The following is a 17,964-nucleotide window of genomic DNA, read 5'->3' as shown; positions in this document are numbered from 1 at the left end:
CAAAACATATTCTAATTTAGGGTACAAGAAATCACCTCGACATGATGGGTGAATGATTGTGGTCAAGCATGGGATAGTTTTATAATGAATAGATGGAAAATAAGAGGAGTTGAAAAGATGTTCACACGTAACAAAGGTTTTTATGTAGTGTTATCGTTGCTAGCAATCATTTTTGTACTTGCGGGCTGTGGTACAGCTAAGGACAATAAGAAAACAGAGGGAAGTACAACGAAGGAATCAGAAGAAAATTACGCATCAAAGGTGAAAGAAAATCCCATTGTAACAATTACGATGAGCAATGATGAAAAAATTGTCATTGAATTAGAGCCTACTATAGCACCCAATACTGTAGCGAACTTTATTTCATTAGTGAAAGAAGGATTTTATGATGGTCTTATATTCCATCGTGTCATTCCTGATTTTATGATTCAAGGTGGAGACCCTTCAGGTAATGGGACAGGTGGACCTGACTATTCAATTGATGGCGAGTTTTCCTCAAACGGTTGGGACAATAGCCTGAAACATGAACGTGGTGTCATTTCAATGGCACGCTCGCAAGATCCAAACTCTGCAGGATCACAATTTTTCATTATGGTAAAAGAATCGACGAATCTAGATGGAGACTACGCTGCTTTTGGGAAAGTTCTTGAAGGTATGGAAACGGTAGATGCTATAGTTGCGGCTGAGCGAGATGCTACCGATAAACCATTAGAAGATCAGCAAATGAAAAAAGTAGAGGTGGATACGAAGGGCTTTGATTACCCAGCACCTAAAGTAAATAAGTAGACATTAAAAAGGCTAAATCAATTAGGATTTAGCCTTTTATATGTGCGTATAACCTCGTATATACCCTTATCCTCCAACTTCCTTTGGTATCGAAATAAGCCATAAAAAATCGTCCTCTATAAGTATTTGAATATCCTCACCATAGTTCATTAGTTGCTCAGCTTTGCGTTGTTTAGTACTGATGCCACGACGTTTATCTCCAAGGATAACAAAATCCGTTTGTTGTGTGACGGTGCCTTGTAAAAATCCACCACAAGCCTTTACTTGTTTGGCTGCTTCTGAACGAGTCATCGTGGAAAGAGCGCCTGTAAACACAATTTGTTTATGATAAAAGGGGTGGGGAAGGCTTTCGGTTGGATCTGAAAAGATGATGTCTAGGCTGTCTTGATTAGTCATATTGCCCTCCTGAAACTCCTTCGATTTTTGCCTGCTAGTGGTGATAAATACATCCACAAAGTTTTGCATGTATGCTACATTAAAAATAAAAATTTAAAGAGGTACATAGACATGGATTCGCAATTGACCGCTTTTATTACTCTTTGCTGTACATCAGGTGTACTAAATTTGTATTTATGTTTATATGTCTTTCTACAACGTTTTAATTATACAAAAATTGCTCAATTGTTTATTGGTTATACAGCTTTAATAACGGTGTACTGTTTTGCTTCTGCGTTTTGCATAATAGCTACATCACTTGAGGCTATAAAGATTTGGACAACTATTTTATATATCGGCATGGCAACTTCAGCACCCTTAGGCTTATTGTTTATCATGCAGTATTTGGGCTTTCAATTATCAAAGAAAAAACTCATTGGAATTCTTGTTATTCCTGCTATTAGTATAGTGTTGGTTGCTACGAATGATATCCATCATTTACATTATCGAGTATTTGAAATTGACCCTGTTTTAGGGGCTCCTTATATTCATCAGGAAATTGGTTTATGGTATATCCTTCACGGCATCTTCACATTTTCCAGCATGCTGGTAGCATTTTTATTAGTGCTGACCCATTGGAAGGAAACAGCTAAGTCTTATCGACCACAATTAATTGCGTTAATGTGTGGGCAGTTGATTCCCATTATAACAGCATTTGTCTATTTGCTGGGCTTAACACCACAAGGAATTGATCCAGTTCCAATGGTTTTATGGGCTTCCTCCCTGTTATATTTATGGTCTATTCATTCCTCGCGCTTGTTTAGAGTAATGCCGGTCGCTAAAGATGCTATCTTTCATAGTATCAATGATGGCGTTATCGTATTAGATGAAAGTTATCGATTAATAGAATTTAATCAAGCTTGTAATAAGATGATCCCATCTTTAACGAGATCGATGTTCGGCATGGACTTTGCGAAGGTATGGCTTGAGGTAACGGGGCAGTCGATTCCCTTTACAGGGGAGAGAGTGGTGAAGACACAGGAATTTGAGCTAGATCTTACTAATCGTACATATCAAGTGCGTATTTCAGCACTACAGCATGTGAATCATGGTAGTGGACTATTACTAATTTTCACCGATATGACGGAGGTAAAAAATCTCCAAAGAATGTTAGAAAAACAGGCCTATTATGATGAGCTTACACAAATTTATAATCGCCGTGCATTTTTTCAACAATGTAATCAAGCATACGTTGAGGCGAAAGGGATGTCATCCTCATTTACCGTGGTGCTAATGGATATTGATCATTTTAAACATGTCAACGATACGTATGGTCATGCAGTGGGTGATCAAGTACTTGTTCATGTCGTTAAGGCTTGTCAGGATGAATTAAAACGTGGTGAACTTTTTGCAAGATATGGCGGTGAAGAATTTGTTCTTGCGTTACGAGGATGCACATTAGTAGAGGGAGAGGCTTTAGCAAATAAGCTTTGTCAGAGTATAGAGCTACAACCGCTTAAGACTACAGAGGGCATCATTACGACTACGATTAGCTGTGGGGTAGCTGAAGGGACAAATGGGGAAGAGACCTTATATCAACTCTTGAACAAAGCAGATAAAGCACTGTACTCAGCAAAACAAGCAGGACGTAATCGAGTACATGTGTATAGAGATAATGAAAAAGCTAAAATATACAATCATTGAACAATGATGTATATTTTAGCTTTTTACTTACCAATCTGTGTGAAAAAAACCTGCTAAATCAGTTCGCTCATATGTATGAGCACCAAAATAATCGCGCTGTGCCTGTAGCAGATTAGCATTAGATGAACCAGTTCGATAGCTATCATAATATGTGAGCGATGCACTTAAGCATGGGAATGCATTACCTGCCTGTATACCTTCACACACAATTTTTCTCAATCCACTTTGATAATCCTTTGTTTTTTCTGCAAAGTAAGGATCGATTAATAGGTTAGCGAGTGTAGGTTGTTTCTCATAAGCATCGCTTATAACATTTAAAAACTCTGCACGTATAATGCAGCCACTACGGAAAATGAGCGCAATATCCTTTAATGGTAAGTTCCAATTATAGAGCTCTGAAGTCATTTTATATTGCGTAAAGCCTTGTGCATAGGCACAGATTTTCCCCATATAGAGGGCTTGTCTGACATATTCTACCCACATATCTTTATCGAGATTTGGCTGAGTACTGCTGGGACCTGCTAATACTACTTCTGCACGAACTCGTTCTTCTTTTAATGATGAAATATAGCGAGCGAATAAAGCCTCTGTAATAATTGAAGTAGGAATACCATTATCGATGGATTGCATACTCGTCCATTTGCCAGTTCCTTTTTGACCAGCTTTATCAAGAATCATATCGATCAGAGGTAAGCCTGTGACATCATCTTTTTTTCGTAAAATTTCAGCTGTAATTTCAATTAAATAGCTTTTTAATTCACCTTCATTCCATGTTTCAAAGATTTCAGCGATCTCCTCAACAGACAATCCAACATTATTTCTTAAAAATGTATAGGCCTCGGCAATAAGCTGCATATCAGCGTACTCGATACCATTGTGGACCATTTTGACAAAATGGCCTGCCCCTTTAGGCCCCATATACGTGCAGCATGAAGTGCCCTTAAATTGCGCTGCTATTTTCGTAAGAATAGGAGCCGCTTTTTCGTAGACCTCACGATCGCCACCAGGCATGATAGAAGGACCTGTCAAAGCTCCAACCTCACCACCTGAAATGCCAATGCCTAAATAGCCGATACCTCGAGCCATCAGTCCATCATGTCTACGCTCGGTATCTTGATAGTGAGAGTTACCGCCGTCCATAATAACATCGCCTGTTTCAAGGAAAGGCACTAAGGAATCAATGACTGAATCAATGGCTTTACCAGCAGTCACCATTAAAAAGATCTTTCTTGGCTTTTCTAAAGATTGCACAAAATCTTCTATTTCATAGTAAGGAGTAAGCGCTTGTCCTTCGACCTTTTGTAGAAGTTTGTCCGTTAGATCGCGTGTATAGTTATAAACTGCTACTTGCTCGCCCTTATTAGCCATGTTTAAGGCGATATTACTGCCCATAACACCTAAACCAATAACGCCTATTGTATTTAACATTTATGCTCGCTCCTTCTTGTCTATTTTTTAAACAAATAAACTAAGTAATAAAATAAATCCTAAACCAGCTACAGATACAATGGTTTCTAGCAACGTCCATGTAGCAAACGTTTCTTTCATACTTAATCCGAAATATTCTTTAAACATCCAAAATCCAGCATCATTAACATGTGAAGCAATTAAGCTTCCCGCACCTGTCGCAAGAACCACCAATGCAAGGTTCACATCATGTTGGCCTAACATAGGGATTACTAGCCCAGCTGTTGTTAAAGCGGCAACCGTAGCTGATCCCAATGAAATACGTAAAATAGCAGCAATGATCCATGCTAATAGAATGGGTGATAAGGTAGTTCCATGGAATAGCTCAGCTACATAATCACCGACGCCCCCATCGATTAATACTTGTTTGAAGGCACCGCCACCACCAATAATCAACAGCATCATGCCAATATGTGAGATTGCTGTTGTACAGGATTCCATTACTTGCTTAATTGGAATTTTTCTTGCTATACCCATCGTATAAACGGCTACTAATAAGGAAATTAACATGGCGGTACCAGCCTCTCCGATGAAGCGGATTCCGGCTAATAAGCTGTTATCCTCGAAGCCTATTGTTTTTTGTAGCAGTGTAATTATAGTAGCGATGGACATTAAAATAACGGGTAACAATGCAGTGAAAACACTGATGCCAAAGCTAGGAGTATCCTCCAACTCAAAGGTTTTTTGCTCTCCTAAAGAGGCAATATTCCCAGTTTTATTGAATGATTCAGGCACTAATCTTTTAGCTACCTTTGTAAATAATGGCCCAGCTATAATTACAGTTGGAATGGCGATAATAAAACCATAAAGCAATACTTCCCCAATGTTTGCCCCATATTCACCTGCAATCACTGTAGGGCCTGGATGTGGGGGTAAAAATCCATGTGTAACCGATAAAGCGGCTGTCATCGGAATACCTAGATACAAAATAGATACCTTCAATTGTCTTGAAATAGCGAAAACAATAGGTATTAATAGTACTAGTCCTACCTCAAAGAAAAGGGCAATTCCGATAATAAAGGATGCCGCTACCACGGCCCACTGAATATTTTTTTCTCCAAATTTGTTCACAAGGGTCATAGCAATGCGCTGTGCGCCCCCTGAATCGGCTATTAATTTACCTAGCATTGCGCCAAGTCCAAATATTAATGCCAAGTGACCTAGTGTACCACCTAATCCTGCTTCAATCGTTTTCACAATACTATCTACAGGTATTCCAAGAACTAAAGCCACACCAAATGAAACAATGATTAAAGAGATAAACGTATTTAATTTAAAGACCATTATTAAAATTAACAGTGCAATAATACCAATACCTACAATAACTAAAGGCATATATTTTCCTCCTTTTTAGTCGGGCTTTATTAAGCTCCTCTGATATTGAGCAATAGATGCATAATCGTCTGCTAATACCCTTGATAAACGAATGAAAATAGGAAGTAGCTGTCTATATTCTTTAGCTGCCTCTTCTAAAGGGGTATGTTTATAAGTGTCACCAATCATATCCGCAACCACTTCAAAGGAATCAATTTTGCCGATTGCATATAAGCCTAAAATACAAGCACCAAGACAGGAACTTTCATAGCTTTCAGGTACTACTACCTCTGATTCAAAAATATCAGCCATCATTTGTCGCCAAATCTCTGATCGTGAAAAACCACCTGTTGCTTGAATACGTGTAACGGGACTTTCCATACATTCAAGTAAGGCTAGGTATACGGTATATAAATTGTAGATAACCCCTTCAAGAGCAGCTCGTATCATATGCTCTTTTTTATGGGACATGGTTAAACCAAAAAATGAACCACGTACATCTGGATTCCATAAAGGAGCGCGCTCCCCTGATAAATAGGGATGGAAGAGTAATCCATCAGCACCGGGTCTTACACGCTCGGCAATTTTCGTTAACACGTCGTACGGATCAATGCCTAATCTTTTAGCGGTTTCAATCTCAGAAGAGGCAAACTCATCACGAATCCAACGAAGAACCATGCCTCCATTGTTTACGGGGCCCCCAATAACCCAATGGTTTTCTGTTAATGCATAACAAAAAATTCTTCCTTTTACATCTGTTTTGGGTTTATTAATAATCGTACGAATGGCACCACTTGTCCCAATTGTAACGGCAATTTCGCCTTCCTTAATGGCGTTAACTCCTAAATTTGAAAGCACACCATCACTTGCACCGATCACAAAAGGTGTTTGAGGATCAATGCCGATTTGCTCAGCTAAAATTGGGTGACAGTCGGTGAAATATTTAGTTGTTGGTACGAGTGTTGATAATTGTGCACTTGTAATTCCAGCCACCGTTAAGGCCTCTTCATCCCATTCTAAAGTGTGAAGATTCATCATCCCCATAGAGGAGGCTAATGAATAATCCACGACATATTCATTGAAGAACTTTTTAAAAATATATTCTTTAATGCCGATATATTTTTTTGTTTTACTAGCTAGTTCAGGGTGTTCCTTTACAAGCCATGTAATTTTACTTAGCGGGGACATGGGATGAATTGGGGTCCCCGTTCTTTTATAAATCTCATGCCCGTTCCATTCGTCTTTAATTTTATGTGCCCATGCTTCACTACGATTGTCCGCCCAAGTAATGACAGGAGTTAACGGTCGGTCATTTTCGTCTATCGCAATTACACTATGCATGGCACTACTAAAGGATACAAATAATAATGGTTTGCCCGAATGGACTTTCATAATATTTGACATTGCTTGCAGTACTGCCTGAAAAATCTCTTCTGGATTTTGCTCCGCTGTCGAAATATCAGGTGTATATAGTGGATACCCAATATTTTCTTGTTGAATAACTTTGCCTTGCTCGCTGAATAATACAGCTTTTGTGCTAGTAGTCCCTATATCTACACCTAACATATAGTTAGTCATCCTGTGACTCAACCCCTTTAGATAGCATTTGCTGAGACCTCCATAGGTCCTCCACAGTCCCTTGAACATCGTCAAAATTGTCATGTAAAGATTTAATCATGAGCTTTCTATCTTTAGCTCGGATAGCATCTATATATAGCTCGTGATTGTTTACAATACGAGTGAAATCATCGTATTTTTCAATAAAGCGCATGCGCATGGATAGTAGTATTAATCCTTCCATTACTGGTTTTAAATTATTCCAGATCATACCGATATAGGAATGTCCAATGGAGCGAATAATAGCTTCATGGAACATAACATCCTGATAAGAAAATTCATCTGCATCATTATATTTTATGGCAACCTTCATCATTTCTAATGTTTTGCTAAGTTCTAGCGCTAGGTTAGTTGTATCCATTTTAATGAGGCGCTCAAACACAAATGTCTCAATCAGTAAACGAACATCATATATTTCTTCTATTTCCTTCTCTGACAAACCAATGACAACAGCGCCCATTTTCTCAAGTCTAATGATGTTCTCAGATGCCAATGTCCTTAATGCTTCACGAATGGGTGAACGACTTACTTCAAAATCGGCTGCTAATTTGTTTTCAGAAAGAATGGTACCGCTTTCAATTAATCCTGAAATAATACGCATTCTAAGCTCATAAGCTACACGATCGCCAGTTGAAGCCTTAGAAAGCCATTTTTGAGGATATAAATAATCATTAGATTCGCTCATAATATCACCTTTTTTAATTTCAGTATACTTGTATACAAGTATTATAGTCAGAAAGAAAATAAGATTGCAAGCGACATAAAAGGAATAACAATGAGACGTCGAGGAAAGAGCCTTCACGATAATCTTCGTAAAAATAAAAAATTTATTGTACATGCATTCTTTTTACATGGACAAACTTTACAGTGAGAAGTTTTAAAACGCATGAATGTTTAAAAGCTTCTCAAATAATTAGTGGAGGATGGTTATGTCAAATATGAATACAAATCGTAAAGATGCTAAAGCAAATAAAACGAGAAGTGCAAGCATAACAAACCAACCTCGACAAAAGCTCCAGGAAGAGTTTGGTTCTGAATTTGAACTTGATACATCTTCAGCACAGGTTAATAATTTTGCTGAAACTAAAGGAAAAACAGGTATCAAACAACCAGTCAGTGAGCGTACTGCGTGGCACTAGTTTATATTTGACAACTATTCAACACATCGAGAAGAACTAGGGTAGATACCTTAGTTCTTCACTTATAGCCTGGGAAATATTGTGTTATCTAATATACTTTCCATACATATTTTCTGAGCATTTCATAATACTACATTTGAACAATGAAAACTTTTTAAAGAAGGGAAGAGAGTAGATTGGCAAAACACTCAGATACAAGTTGGAAGCAGGATCATCCAAGTACATTATTTAGTAACTCGGTGCAAAAGGCGGATCGTATGTTAAAGCATGCGAAATCACACCCTGAGGAAATGGCTATCGAGCATGCCTTTGATCAAATCAAACATGCAGAAAATGCACGTCTCAATGCAGAGCAATATGGCGAGCATTTGGATACAGTGCAGCAAAATAAAGAATATCTAGAGCAAATCAAGCAGCAGCTACATGAAATGAAAGAAAATATGTCTGGACAGTAGCAAACAAAAACGGCTTAAGTTCAAGTGGATGGACTTAAGCCGTCAAACTTTTTCTTAACACCAAACGATAATCTCATATGGGGTAGTTTGGGCAGGTATACTTCTAGTAGTAGGACCATACATAACAATCAGGTTTCGATTAGCAGGGCTTTTGGTAAAAGGTTGCCCATTTTTAAGTGACATAACGATTGAAGGGGACAGGTTTAATTGTAATTGCCCATCGCTACTCACCAATTGTTGATTAAAAAAATCTACCTTTACGTTTTGGAAGTTATTTTCTTTAACTACAATTAATGCACGATATTGTGGTGGATAAATCATAGGTACAGGTGCATCCCCATCATAATACCCAGTGACCCATTCACCAGCCGTAACCACTTCTTGATTCACAAAATAAGTAGAAGGAGAAATGACAAAGTTGACAACTCCGCCTACACCATCTTCCACACTCATCATTTTATAACAACCATCCCTGTCCCCATTTTGCCCCACGGGAAAATCACTAATTTGTGTAATGACACCACGAAAAGATTTAAAATTTACCATAGCCATTCCCTTCTAAAATCATTCTTGTTCCTTCATTTAATTTATGTCGCATTGCAGACTGAGGTGACACACATAAATAGGGATTACTATTTTGCATGATCCTCATCTATACTTAAATATGTTTACTATAAAGTTAGAGGAGTGGAATCTATTGAAGTGGATTTCTAAAAATAAGAAAGTCTTTTTAGCAGTAGCAGTTGTTGTAATGATCATTGCGGGTATACTCGATATCAAATATGAAGGATTATTCTATCAATTTTTGCCAACATCCATGCAAAGTTTTTTATCTGATCTATTTTAATAGTGGCTCCATATCAAAATCCTTCAAGAAATACACTCTCGAAGGATTTTATTGAATACATTCGTTATTTATAGGAAGTTGCAGCAATCATTCAAAAGCAATTGTCGGGGGATTGCTAGGTTTTGAAGGAAATACATAATAAAGAGGGGAAATGGATGACGTTGGCAAATTGGAGAAAAGCACTCGAAACATTTTTGAACGATTGGCAGGGCAGAGATGAAGTAGTTGGCGCGTTAGTATGTGGGAGTTATGTTACAGGACATCCTTCCGAACGATCTGATATAGATGTACATATTATTTTATCAAATGATGTGAAATGGCGAGAAAGAGGTAATCAAATAGTTGATGGCTTTTTGATTGAATACTTTGCTAATCCACCAGGTCAAATTCGGCGATATTTCCAAGATGATTTTAATAAACATAGGACAATGTCGATGGTACAATTTCAAACAGGGCAAATTTTATTTGATTATACTGGAATAATAAATGAATTAAAATTAGAGGCATATGCATGGCAAGAGAAAAATTATGAAACAATTAATAAAACGGTTCTAGAATTAAAAAAATATGGATTATGGGATATGTTGGATAATACAAAAGACTGTTATGAGCAAAAGAGAGGAGACTTTATCTTTGTTTATCATCATGCATTAGCGACTTTGTTTATGGAGTATGGACAGTTTTTAAATGTGGATACGATTCCTACTTATCAAATCCATGCCTATCTTGTAGATCCTATCTACCTGCAAAAGTATATGAAGTCAGCCTTTCCTGATGAGTACTTTAAACAAATGTTTCTGCATGCTCTGAAAGAGAGCAATACTGAACAGATGTTGGAATCATTGGAGGCATTGGTTAGTTATGTGTTAAAACAAATGGGTGGTTTTTGTATAGATGGCTGGCATGTAAAAAGCCCAATAGAAGGTTAATCTGCCTCATTCTGATATGAGACGCGTGTCAGTTTTTATGTTACTATACAGATATAATAATAAAAGAGAATATATTTTTTATGAAAATGTCAACCATTTTTAGGTCCGTTATTCCATAAAACTTAAAATATCCTAGTTTTGTGTCTAATAAAAAATGAGTTTTTTGCTTGAATTATGATGATAAAGGCTCGAAAAAAGCTGATAACTCTCATATAAATAGTTGATATTTTATTCTTGAACTAATTGTGATAAACTGCAATAAGGTAATAATTGATACAGAAATGGTGTGCTCCGAGGTTGCTCCATGGCTTACAGTACTTCTAAAGCAGGAGTGCTTACATCCTTTCTGCAAATCTTAACATATAAGGAAGGTAAAAATGAGTAACAGACAAATAAAATCAGATGTTATCTTAATTGGTGCCGGAATCATGAGTGCAACTTTGGGAACAATACTCAAAGAATTAGCACCAGATTGGAAAATTACAGTGTTTGAAAAGCTTGAGAAAGCAGGAGAAGAAAGTTCTCACGAATTGAACAATGCGGGGACTGGACATGCTGCACTATGTGAGCTGAACTACACTTCAGAGAAAAAAGACGGATCAATCGATATCAAAAAAGCGATTAATGTTAATGAACAGTTCCAGGTTTCAAGACAATTTTGGTCTTATCTTGTAAACAATAAGCTGATCAATAATCCACAAGACTTCATTATGCCTTTACCACATATGAGTTTAGTGCAAGGGAAAGAAAATGTTGAGTTTCTTAAAAAACGTCATGAGACAATGATCCAAAATCCTTTATTTGAAGGAATGGAATTTTCAAATGACCCTGAAACACTAAAAAAATGGATTCCACTTATTATGGAAGATCGTCCTGATGGTGAAGACATTGCTGCAACAAAAATTGACACGGGTACAGATGTTAACTTTGGTGCTTTAACACGTATGTTAATTGACCACTTAAAAGCAAATGACGTGGATGTTAACTACAATCATAGTGTTGAAAGTTTAAAACAAGCTAGTGATGGTTCATGGGAAGTACGTGTGCATGATTTAGACGGCTGTAAAATGGAATATCATTCAGCAAAATTTGTCTTCCTTGGAGCTGGTGGAGGAAGCCTAGAATTACTACAAAAATCAGGTATTCCTGAAGGTAAACATATTGGTGGATTCCCAATTAGCGGTTTATTCCTATCATGTAATAACCAAGAAGTATCTGAACAGCATCATGCAAAAGTATACGGAAAAGCAAAAGTGGGTGCTCCACCAATGTCAGTTCCGCATCTAGATACACGTTATATTGATAATAAGAAGTCGTTACTATTTGGACCATTTGCAGGTTTCTCACCGAAATTCTTAAAAACAGGTTCAAACATGGATTTATTTGCCTCTGTAAAACCGCATAATATTACAACTTTATTAGCGGCAGGCGTTAAAGAAATGGGATTAACAAAATATCTAATCCAACAACTTATGCTTTCAAAAGAGCAACGTATGGAAGAATTACGTGAATTCATTCCAAATGCAAAGAGTGATGATTGGGATATTATCGTAGCGGGTCAACGTGTACAAGTTATTAAAGACACTGAAGCAGGCGGTAAAGGAACACTTCAATTTGGTACAGAGGTTGTAAGTGCAGCCGATGGATCAATTGCAGCTTTACTTGGAGCTTCACCAGGTGCTTCTACAGCTGTACATGTAATGCTAGAAGTTATTAATAAATGTTTCCCTCAACATATTAAAGAGTGGGAAGCAAAAATTAAAGAAATGATTCCTTCTTACGGTTTATCATTAGCAGAACACCCAGAGCTTCTGAAAGAAATTAATGCAACAACAGATGAAGCACTTCGTTTGAAATAAAAATCAATTATATAGATGTTTAAAAAGCTCTTAATCCATTTGCGATTAGGAGCTTTTTTATGGTCATCTTTTCCTGGGAAATTTTCAATAAAAAGCTCCCTTTTTAATATAAATTTTATTGTTTGGTATTCATTGTAAGTATTATGCCCCGTTGTTTAATAGGATGTTATTTTCTATACTTTTTATAAGCATAGGAAGGGAGCCGAGCATTAGATGATTAAATTAAAAGATATTGGAACATTTCAGGAAATGCCCGAAATTGCCATGCATATTTATACTGGTAATATAGCTGCATTACAAGTTGCAAAAGTAAATGGCTGGGATATTGAAGAAGATATTATTTTAAGTAAGCACATATCATTAAGTCCCTTAGATCTAGCATTGATCGCTCAAAAGTTGGATGTTGTAAAGCTATTAATCGACTATCATGTTAATTTGAATGTTGATCAAAATCCTTCTTTTTTAAGAGCTGTTCGATATTGTAAGGAGAATATAATCCGCTATATCGTTTCACATGGGGCAAAATTAGATGGACATAATCGCGTTGGATCTGGTGCCTACTCGCAGGCCTACTATGGTAATAAGAAAAATATCCCGCTCATTCATGAACTTGGGCTTGATATAAAACAATATGGTGGGGCAGTATTACGTCAGGCTGTATCAAATTATGACAAAAATATGGTTACCTATTTACTTGATCAAGGGGTAGATATTAATTATCAAAAGCCTGATATGGTTTATCCGTATGAGCCTACACCATTAACGATTGCGACACGTATGGGTCATATAGCTATGGTGAGGTATTTAGTTGAGCGGGGGGCTGATATTTCATTAACAGAGAAGGATGGGGAAAGAGCGTACAACATTGCAGTAAGTATAAAAAATATAGAGATAGCTCAATATTTGAAGGCGTTAGAACCTGCTGAGCTTCATCATATAGAAAATAAAAAATATGAATTAAAAAAATATAAATTACCGAGTGAGCTGCTCAATTTTCTGACAGATGATCAATTACAACTTAAGCTTGCAGTCAATAATTATAATATTCAATACATCGATTTTTTCAAACTGACGGAAACAATTGAGATGAAAGTTGGCGGTCAAAAACTGCTCCGTATTTCAGCTACTATCGATCAGTACTCTGATTTGCAATTAGTATGGAACCCAAAGGGACAGGTAGGTTGTTACGATTTGGAGCATGAGGTATATGCAGATTTAAGTAGTTTTACAGATTTCCGCGCTAGGCCAGAAATGTATCTCATTCAATTTCTTGAAGGGGAACTCTCATAATACAGTAAAATTTACTTCGTGCGTTCCCTATTTCATGATAAGCGGTCAAGTCATACAAAATAAGCTAGTAGAAGAGCGTTAAAGTACTATTCCTTTAACGCTCTTCCATATTAATTTCTGATTTTCGAGAAGCAAAAAGCTATAGAACGTTTGACATACCTTGCACAAAAGAATAGCAGTATGGCTACTAGCAATGCTAGAGGAATGCTTAATGTAACGGGTAATTCTACACCATACCAAACGTTCATCTTAATTTGATGAAATCCAAATGTTCTTAAAAAGCCAGCTAATAGGGAAAGAATGCCACTTAACAATAAGCCAGCGTACAATACGGACAATACAACTAGTGCTAATGAGCCAAAAAAAGCTTGTAGCCATTTTAGCAATATCACTCTTTTTCCCTCCGTATAATGTGCTGCACCTTTGCGTTAGAAGCAATAGTATAGTCATCTGAATAGTACAGTGTTTCAATATGACAATTTTCTCCAACTGTAACAAAATCACCTTCCACAATTTTTGCTTTGGTATAGGCTAGTTTCAAGTGTTTGCCGCTAATAGTATGGCAACTTAATTTTTTCTTCAAAAATGAAAGTAGTGTGACCCTATCCTTTTCCACAAAAATATTTTCAGCGGATAACAGGTGAATTTCACTCTCTCCTGACAATTTTAAGTGAAAATGCTCAGCCGTTATTTCTGCAGCTTTTACAATTCCAATAGCATCGAGCTTCTCGCACTGTAATTTCTCTTCAGCTACCAATTTTCCAGAGCTATTAATCTTTTGAATATGACCACTACGTATTTTTATGTTACCCGCATTCATTAGCTCCTCCATTTCGCAATAATCCTTTAAAGTACAAGAACCTGTACTAGTAAAGGATTGGACGATAACAGGGAAATAAAAGGAACTATGGCCATGAGTAGATACCTTTTTTAGACGTACTTCTTGTTGGATTGCTACAGCTCCTCGGATATTTAATTGCTCGTAATCAGCATCTAGATTTTTAATACGACCATTTGTTAGGGTAAGGGTACGAAGGTTTTGAAACATAAAAAGTCACCTCATTATAATTTAATTAATATATATTTTAATTATTAAAATATATATTAATTAAATTATATGCGACTTCCATTTGTCAAGAACTAACCAATAAAAAAAGGATTTCAAGTTTATTGAAATCCTAAAAGATTTTATTCATTAGCTTGTTTACTTCGCTTAAAATAGTGGCCATGTCTATAAGTTTTTCTTGGGGAAATTTTAAAAAGATTTCTTGGACCTTTTCATCACCAGTACTTGTTAAAACCATTTTGACCACACGACGATCATTATTTTCTCTTATCCGTTGTATGAGCGCTAGTTTTTCCAGTTTATCGCACATAGAGGTTACAGCTCCAGGTGTCACACTAAAAAAATCTGCAATTTCTGTCGCTTTCATACCGTTATTTATTTTAAGTTGTAGAAGTAGGATTAGCTGGTTTTGCGATAACGCTTCTCCTTCAGATAAAAGGTCTACAAACATTTTCGATTTTTGTTGTATTTCTAGCATTTCTTTCATAATGATTTCTACATTAAGTAGACTGTCAGCCATATAATCACGTCCGTTAAAATATTTAATAATTGAATTATATAGCAAGTGAATATATCTTTCCAAGAATACTATACCTCTAAAGAAATAAGCATTTATTGTTTAAAAGTTGCGTGCATCCATTCAAAGAATTTTTCCTTTTCTTCGAATTGTGGATAGTGTGCAGATTGCTCGTAAGCTATAAATTCTTTTTTCTCTGCGCTAATTTGGTCGAAGTAATTTTTGGCTGCTTGTGAGGATGTTTGATAATCATAGTTGCCCATTAAAAAATAGAAGGGTAAATCAAGCTTTTGGACCTTTGCTGGTAGGGGGTGCTGCATGACCTCTTTTAATAAAGCTTCTTGAGACAAGGATAAGCCATAGTTGTAACGGATAATATCTAATAAATTATATTCTTTGCTGAATAGCATCCCTAGCATATTTCCATCAGGATTATCAATTAATCTAGTAGCACCACCATATTTATTGACATAATTTCGAGGCGTAAACATTGTACCAGCCTTAATTTCATTAGCTAACTGTTGTAAATGTACAACATCTTCCTTGTTACCTTGCAGTTGGGCCTGATGGATAGTGAAATTTAAACTATCGATCTCACTTTCGATTGTATTGCTCATTTGTCCTACCCCAATATAAGCTTCATATTTTTCAGGGGCGTTAGCGGCTGCTTGTGTAGCAATATATGTGCCATAGGAATGACCAATTAAGATGACTTTTTCTTTGTCTAGTCGTTTCGCTATATAATCAGTCAGTGCCAATAAATCCTCCACAAGCAAATCTGAAGAGAGATTAGAATAGTCCTCGAAAAAATGATAGGACTTCCCACTAGCTCGCTGATCATAATGGACCACAGTAAACTCAGTTTCTAGTAAATGTTGGTATTTTTCTGCATAGGGTATTTCAGAGCAACCAGGTCCGCCATGAACAAAAATAATAACAGGGTTTTCTTTGTCATAACCACGGATCATCATTTCATGACCAGTGCCATTAATTTCGACTTGCTCTAAAACGCTAATGCTGTTAGAGCCTTTTAAGGAGGAGGTCCACGTTGGGAAGAGAAGCATCAATACGAGTAAAAGTACAATGACTATAATAAAATATTTAATAAAATGAATATATGTCTTCATCGTATTCCTTCCTTCCTTACATGCGTTTCGCGAATGTTCCTTGATACATTCTTCTTTTATACACATAGAAATACATACTCAGAGGCCACCAAAGCGTAACAAAAATAGGGTAGATTGCCCATATAACTCCTGGGGAAGAAACAATATTGACGATGATAAAAAAGATACTTATTAATAATGTAGCAGTGACGGAGAAAGCCACAAATGTTTTTCGTTGAGCATGGTATAAAGCTAGGGGCCACCACATAACTAAAAATGCAGGATAGATTGCCCAAGGGTATTGAGGTGATAAAATGATGTTTACTAAAGCATAATAAATAATAGTAGAAGCACAGCCGATCAGTGCGACTTTTAGCGTTTTTGCTTTTTCATCTAAGTACATCAGAATTGGCCACCAGAGAATAGGGTAAATGGCGTAAATGAACCATAGATGATCTGGTGTGTAAATATAGTTTTCTATAATAAGAAACACGATAATCACCGTACTACAAATAATTGAATATTGTTTATACATTCTTTTATACATACAGATGATCGTAATTGGCCAAAGCAATAGCAGTAGGCAAGGATAGATAAACCACATTGTTTGGGACGATGTCGTGAAATTGACGATACCTAAAAAAATCATTGTCATGATGCTCCCAGCTAGTGAGAAGTTAATAAAATTCTTCATGTTTATTCACCCCATCTCTTACGAGACCATACAAAGTACATAGACAATGGCCACCAAAGGATGGCGAAGATTGGATAGATTGCCCAAATTGTTTGTGGTGTGTAATAAAGATTAATAAATATAAAGAATGCAATAATTAAGCCACTACCCCAAAGAGAGAATTCTAAATTTAATTTAGCCATATTTTTCTTAGCAGGCACCTTAACGCCCAGTTCTTTTTTTAAATCTTCTATGTCTCCAAACTCTACAATTGCTTTATTGATGGCATCCTCTTGTTCCTTTCCTTGGTCCATCAAATAAAATACTTTCTCTTCAAGGTTTTCAATAATTTCTTGTTTAACCATTTCCGTTTCATTGTTGTGAGGAATATCCTTAAACAGCTCATCAATATGGTTTTTTATTCTCTTCATTCGACGCCCTCCATAAATAAATCAATAATTTCTTTTACTTCCGACCATTCTTTCACTAACTCATTTAAATAGGCCTTTCCTAATGAGGTAATGCGGTAATACTTTCTTTTGCCACCATGTGAAACATCTCCATAATAGGCTTCAATAATTTCTTTTTTCTCAAGACGTTGAAAAACAGCATACAAAGTTGCTTCTTTAATCTGAAATCGATTATTTGTACGGAGACTTATTTCCTGAGAAATTTCATAGCCATAGCGGTCTTTTTCTGAAATGAGCCGTAAAATAATCGAATCCAAGTGTCCTCGGATAATATCACTGCGAACCATAAGTCACCTACTTCATTTTATTGCTCTATCTGTCAGAGTAATATTAGCAAACATTACTCTGCC

The 17,964-nt window shown here is 36.5% G+C and carries 21 protein-coding genes; 8 read left to right on the top strand and 13 right to left on the bottom strand.

Annotated features, from left to right (window positions below; translation table 11 throughout):
• Positions 1–117 precede the first annotated feature (117 nt).
• On the top strand, positions 118–786 hold the full coding sequence (locus MKX57_RS23745) for a peptidylprolyl isomerase (RefSeq protein WP_342550665.1): 669 nt from the start codon (positions 118–120) through the stop codon (positions 784–786).
• Positions 787–852: 66 nt separating this feature from the next.
• On the opposite strand, the gene MKX57_RS23740 is transcribed toward MKX57_RS23745, so the two are convergent.
• Positions 853–1,182, bottom strand: coding sequence for a BRCT domain-containing protein (locus tag MKX57_RS23740; protein WP_342550664.1), 330 nt, complete (start codon positions 1,180–1,182; stop codon positions 853–855).
• A 111-nt stretch (positions 1,183–1,293) separates the two neighbouring features.
• Between MKX57_RS23740 and MKX57_RS23735 the strand changes: the two genes are divergently transcribed.
• A complete protein-coding gene (locus MKX57_RS23735) occupies positions 1,294–2,865 on the top strand; it encodes a diguanylate cyclase (RefSeq protein WP_342550663.1) in 1,572 nt (523 codons plus the stop codon).
• 27 nt (positions 2,866–2,892) lie between these two features.
• Here MKX57_RS23735 and gnd read toward each other — a convergent pair whose 3' ends face one another.
• From gnd to MKX57_RS23715, 4 genes are read right to left on the bottom strand one after another with little or no spacing between them, the layout of a single operon-like run.
• Positions 2,893–4,293, bottom strand: a complete 1,401-nt coding sequence (gene gnd / locus MKX57_RS23730; protein WP_090002660.1) for a decarboxylating NADP(+)-dependent phosphogluconate dehydrogenase — start codon at positions 4,291–4,293, stop codon at positions 2,893–2,895.
• 27 nt (positions 4,294–4,320) lie between these two features.
• Positions 4,321–5,667 (bottom strand): GntP family permease, encoded by a 1,347-nt coding sequence (locus MKX57_RS23725; protein ID WP_089986435.1) that lies wholly within the window; start codon positions 5,665–5,667, stop codon positions 4,321–4,323.
• A 15-nt stretch (positions 5,668–5,682) separates the two neighbouring features.
• Complete coding sequence (gntK, locus tag MKX57_RS23720) at positions 5,683–7,224, bottom strand: gluconokinase (RefSeq protein WP_008177888.1); 1,542 nt, start codon at positions 7,222–7,224, stop codon at positions 5,683–5,685.
• Positions 7,217–7,948, bottom strand: coding sequence for a GntR family transcriptional regulator (locus MKX57_RS23715; RefSeq protein ID WP_008177887.1), 732 nt, complete (start codon positions 7,946–7,948; stop codon positions 7,217–7,219). Before MKX57_RS23715 ends, gntK begins: the two co-directional genes overlap by 8 nt.
• A 244-nt stretch (positions 7,949–8,192) precedes the next feature.
• Here MKX57_RS23715 and MKX57_RS23710 point away from each other — a divergent pair, with 244 nt between their 5' ends.
• Together MKX57_RS23710 and MKX57_RS23705 are read left to right on the top strand one after the other, a co-directional pair.
• Entirely contained in the window at positions 8,193–8,402 is a 210-nt protein-coding gene (locus tag MKX57_RS23710; RefSeq protein ID WP_342550662.1) for a hypothetical protein, read from the top strand.
• 176 nt (positions 8,403–8,578) lie between these two features.
• Positions 8,579–8,857: a hypothetical protein gene (locus MKX57_RS23705; RefSeq protein WP_089986434.1), complete on the top strand. Its 279-nt coding sequence runs from the start codon at positions 8,579–8,581 to the stop codon at positions 8,855–8,857.
• Between the two features lie 54 nt (positions 8,858–8,911).
• Here the strand turns inward: MKX57_RS23705 and MKX57_RS23700 are convergent, their stop codons facing one another.
• Positions 8,912–9,403 carry a hypothetical protein gene (locus MKX57_RS23700; RefSeq protein ID WP_008177884.1) on the bottom strand — a complete coding sequence of 164 codons (492 nt, stop codon included), beginning with the start codon at positions 9,401–9,403 and terminating at the stop codon, positions 8,912–8,914.
• Positions 9,404–9,554: 151 nt separating this feature from the next.
• Between MKX57_RS23700 and MKX57_RS23695 the strand changes: the two genes are divergently transcribed.
• The 4 genes from MKX57_RS23695 to MKX57_RS23680 all read left to right on the top strand — a co-directional run bounded on the left by MKX57_RS23695 (position 9,555) and on the right by MKX57_RS23680 (position 13,782).
• Positions 9,555–9,704, top strand: a complete 150-nt coding sequence (locus MKX57_RS23695) for a hypothetical protein (protein WP_237068916.1) — start codon at positions 9,555–9,557, stop codon at positions 9,702–9,704.
• A gap of 155 nt (positions 9,705–9,859) precedes the next feature.
• Complete coding sequence (locus MKX57_RS23690) at positions 9,860–10,633, top strand: nucleotidyltransferase domain-containing protein (protein ID WP_342550661.1); 774 nt, start codon at positions 9,860–9,862, stop codon at positions 10,631–10,633.
• 377 nt (positions 10,634–11,010) lie between these two features.
• Positions 11,011–12,492, top strand: a complete 1,482-nt coding sequence (gene mqo / locus MKX57_RS23685) for a malate dehydrogenase (quinone) (RefSeq protein ID WP_342550660.1) — start codon at positions 11,011–11,013, stop codon at positions 12,490–12,492.
• Positions 12,493–12,705: 213 nt separating this feature from the next.
• A complete protein-coding gene (locus MKX57_RS23680) occupies positions 12,706–13,782 on the top strand; it encodes an ankyrin repeat domain-containing protein (RefSeq protein ID WP_089986432.1) in 1,077 nt (358 codons plus the stop codon).
• Between the two features lie 110 nt (positions 13,783–13,892).
• On the opposite strand, the gene MKX57_RS23675 is transcribed toward MKX57_RS23680, so the two are convergent.
• From MKX57_RS23675 to MKX57_RS23645, 7 genes are all read right to left on the bottom strand, one after another.
• Entirely contained in the window at positions 13,893–14,174 is a 282-nt protein-coding gene (locus MKX57_RS23675) for a hypothetical protein (protein ID WP_089986431.1), read from the bottom strand.
• The gene (locus tag MKX57_RS23670) at positions 14,171–14,830 is read right to left on the bottom strand and encodes a hypothetical protein (RefSeq protein WP_089986430.1); all 660 of its coding nucleotides are present in this window, start codon (positions 14,828–14,830) and stop codon (positions 14,171–14,173) included. The genes MKX57_RS23675 and MKX57_RS23670 overlap by 4 nt, the downstream gene beginning before the upstream one ends.
• A 130-nt stretch (positions 14,831–14,960) precedes the next feature.
• Positions 14,961–15,368 carry a MarR family transcriptional regulator gene (locus MKX57_RS23665; protein ID WP_342551143.1) on the bottom strand — a complete coding sequence of 136 codons (408 nt, stop codon included), beginning with the start codon at positions 15,366–15,368 and terminating at the stop codon, positions 14,961–14,963.
• Between the two features lie 92 nt (positions 15,369–15,460).
• Positions 15,461–16,492, bottom strand: a complete 1,032-nt coding sequence (locus MKX57_RS23660) for an alpha/beta hydrolase (protein WP_342550659.1) — start codon at positions 16,490–16,492, stop codon at positions 15,461–15,463.
• 16 nt (positions 16,493–16,508) lie between these two features.
• Positions 16,509–17,165, bottom strand: coding sequence for a hypothetical protein (locus MKX57_RS23655; protein ID WP_008177871.1), 657 nt, complete (start codon positions 17,163–17,165; stop codon positions 16,509–16,511).
• A 2-nt stretch (positions 17,166–17,167) separates the two neighbouring features.
• A complete protein-coding gene (locus MKX57_RS23650) occupies positions 17,168–17,575 on the bottom strand; it encodes a permease prefix domain 1-containing protein (RefSeq protein ID WP_008177870.1) in 408 nt (135 codons plus the stop codon).
• Entirely contained in the window at positions 17,572–17,901 is a 330-nt protein-coding gene (locus MKX57_RS23645) for a PadR family transcriptional regulator (RefSeq protein ID WP_008177869.1), read from the bottom strand. Before MKX57_RS23645 ends, MKX57_RS23650 begins: the two co-directional genes overlap by 4 nt.
• Positions 17,902–17,964: the final 63 nt, after the last annotated feature.

It is taken from the genome of Lysinibacillus sp. FSL M8-0216 (assembly GCF_038595555.1).
GTDB lineage: Bacteria > Bacillota > Bacilli > Bacillales_A > Planococcaceae > Lysinibacillus > Lysinibacillus fusiformis.
The sequence above is the reverse complement of the archived record's forward strand: the minus strand, read 5'-3'. Positions and strand labels throughout refer to the sequence as shown.

What these genes read in the sequence shown, in the direction of transcription:
- MKX57_RS23745 (WP_342550665.1), top strand. Translation starts at nt 118, where the DNA reads ATGTTCACACGTAACAAAGGTTTTTATGTAGTGTTATCGTTGCTAGCA.
- MKX57_RS23740 (WP_342550664.1), bottom strand. Translation starts at nt 1,182, where the DNA reads ATGACTAATCAAGACAGCCTAGACATCATCTTTTCAGATCCAACCGAA.
- MKX57_RS23735 (WP_342550663.1), top strand. Translation starts at nt 1,294, where the DNA reads ATGGATTCGCAATTGACCGCTTTTATTACTCTTTGCTGTACATCAGGT.
- gnd (WP_090002660.1), bottom strand. Translation starts at nt 4,293, where the DNA reads ATGTTAAATACAATAGGCGTTATTGGTTTAGGTGTTATGGGCAGTAAT.
- MKX57_RS23725 (WP_089986435.1), bottom strand. Translation starts at nt 5,667, where the DNA reads ATGCCTTTAGTTATTGTAGGTATTGGTATTATTGCACTGTTAATTTTA.
- gntK (WP_008177888.1), bottom strand. Translation starts at nt 7,224, where the DNA reads ATGACTAACTATATGTTAGGTGTAGATATAGGGACTACTAGCACAAAA.
- MKX57_RS23715 (WP_008177887.1), bottom strand. Translation starts at nt 7,948, where the DNA reads ATGAGCGAATCTAATGATTATTTATATCCTCAAAAATGGCTTTCTAAG.
- MKX57_RS23710 (WP_342550662.1), top strand. Translation starts at nt 8,193, where the DNA reads ATGTCAAATATGAATACAAATCGTAAAGATGCTAAAGCAAATAAAACG.
- MKX57_RS23700 (WP_008177884.1), bottom strand. Translation starts at nt 9,403, where the DNA reads ATGGTAAATTTTAAATCTTTTCGTGGTGTCATTACACAAATTAGTGAT.
- MKX57_RS23690 (WP_342550661.1), top strand. Translation starts at nt 9,860, where the DNA reads ATGACGTTGGCAAATTGGAGAAAAGCACTCGAAACATTTTTGAACGAT.
- mqo (WP_342550660.1), top strand. Translation starts at nt 11,011, where the DNA reads ATGAGTAACAGACAAATAAAATCAGATGTTATCTTAATTGGTGCCGGA.
- MKX57_RS23680 (WP_089986432.1), top strand. Translation starts at nt 12,706, where the DNA reads ATGATTAAATTAAAAGATATTGGAACATTTCAGGAAATGCCCGAAATT.
- MKX57_RS23670 (WP_089986430.1), bottom strand. Translation starts at nt 14,830, where the DNA reads ATGTTTCAAAACCTTCGTACCCTTACCCTAACAAATGGTCGTATTAAA.
- MKX57_RS23665 (WP_342551143.1), bottom strand. Translation starts at nt 15,368, where the DNA reads ATGGCTGACAGTCTACTTAATGTAGAAATCATTATGAAAGAAATGCTA.
- MKX57_RS23660 (WP_342550659.1), bottom strand. Translation starts at nt 16,492, where the DNA reads ATGAAGACATATATTCATTTTATTAAATATTTTATTATAGTCATTGTA.
- MKX57_RS23655 (WP_008177871.1), bottom strand. Translation starts at nt 17,165, where the DNA reads ATGAAGAATTTTATTAACTTCTCACTAGCTGGGAGCATCATGACAATG.
- MKX57_RS23650 (WP_008177870.1), bottom strand. Translation starts at nt 17,575, where the DNA reads ATGAAGAGAATAAAAAACCATATTGATGAGCTGTTTAAGGATATTCCT.
- MKX57_RS23645 (WP_008177869.1), bottom strand. Translation starts at nt 17,901, where the DNA reads ATGGTTCGCAGTGATATTATCCGAGGACACTTGGATTCGATTATTTTA.